The sequence below is a fragment of the Gulosibacter sediminis genome, from assembly GCF_014904065.1.
Lineage (GTDB): Bacteria > Actinomycetota > Actinomycetes > Actinomycetales > Microbacteriaceae > Gulosibacter > Gulosibacter sediminis.
On the sequence record NZ_JACXJG010000014.1, the window covers coordinates 59098 to 59744 of the forward strand.

At 69.6% G+C, this 647-nt stretch carries 1 protein-coding gene; it reads right to left on the reverse strand.

All coding sequences use genetic code 11. From position 1 onward, the window contains the following. Positions 1-647, reverse strand: a 647-nt coding sequence (locus tag ID132_RS13910) for a PLP-dependent transferase (protein WP_235988405.1), incomplete at both ends; no start/stop codon positions are given.

The following is a 647-nucleotide window of genomic DNA, read 5'->3' on the forward strand; positions in this document are numbered from 1 at the left end:
CGGCGAGGTCGGCGCGCAGGTCCTCGACCGACTCGATGCCAACCGAGAGCCGCACGAGCCCGTCGTGAATGCCGAGCGCGGCGCGGCGCTCGGGCGTGAAGTTCACGTGGGTTGTCGTGCCGGGGTGAATCGCGAGCGAGCGGGTGTCGCCGATGTTCGTCATGCGCGAGAACACGCACAGGTGATCGATAAAGGTGCGGGCGCCCTCGAGGCCGCCCTCGACTGTCACCGAGAACACCGAGCCGCTGCGCCCACCGTAGAGGCGCTGCGCGAGCTCAAAGTCGCGGCCGCCGGGCAGCCCCGCGTAGTCGACTGACTCGACGCCCGGCTGCTCGGCGAGCCAGAGCGCGAGCTCGTGGGCGTTCGCGGCGTGCCGCTCGAGTCGAAGCGACAGCGTCTCGAGGCCCTGCTGCAGCAGAAACGCGTTGAACGGCGACAGCGTCGCGCCGAAGTCGTACAGCTGGTTGAACCGCACGTACTGCTCGAATGCACGGCGCTCGCCCCAGCGCGTCTCCGCGTCGGCGAGCTGCGGGTAGCGGTCGGCATTCGCTGCCCAGTCGAAGGTGCTGCCGTCGACGACGATGCCCGAGAGCGTCGCCCCGTGCCCGCCGAGAAACTTCGTCGATGAGTGCACGACGATGTCGGCG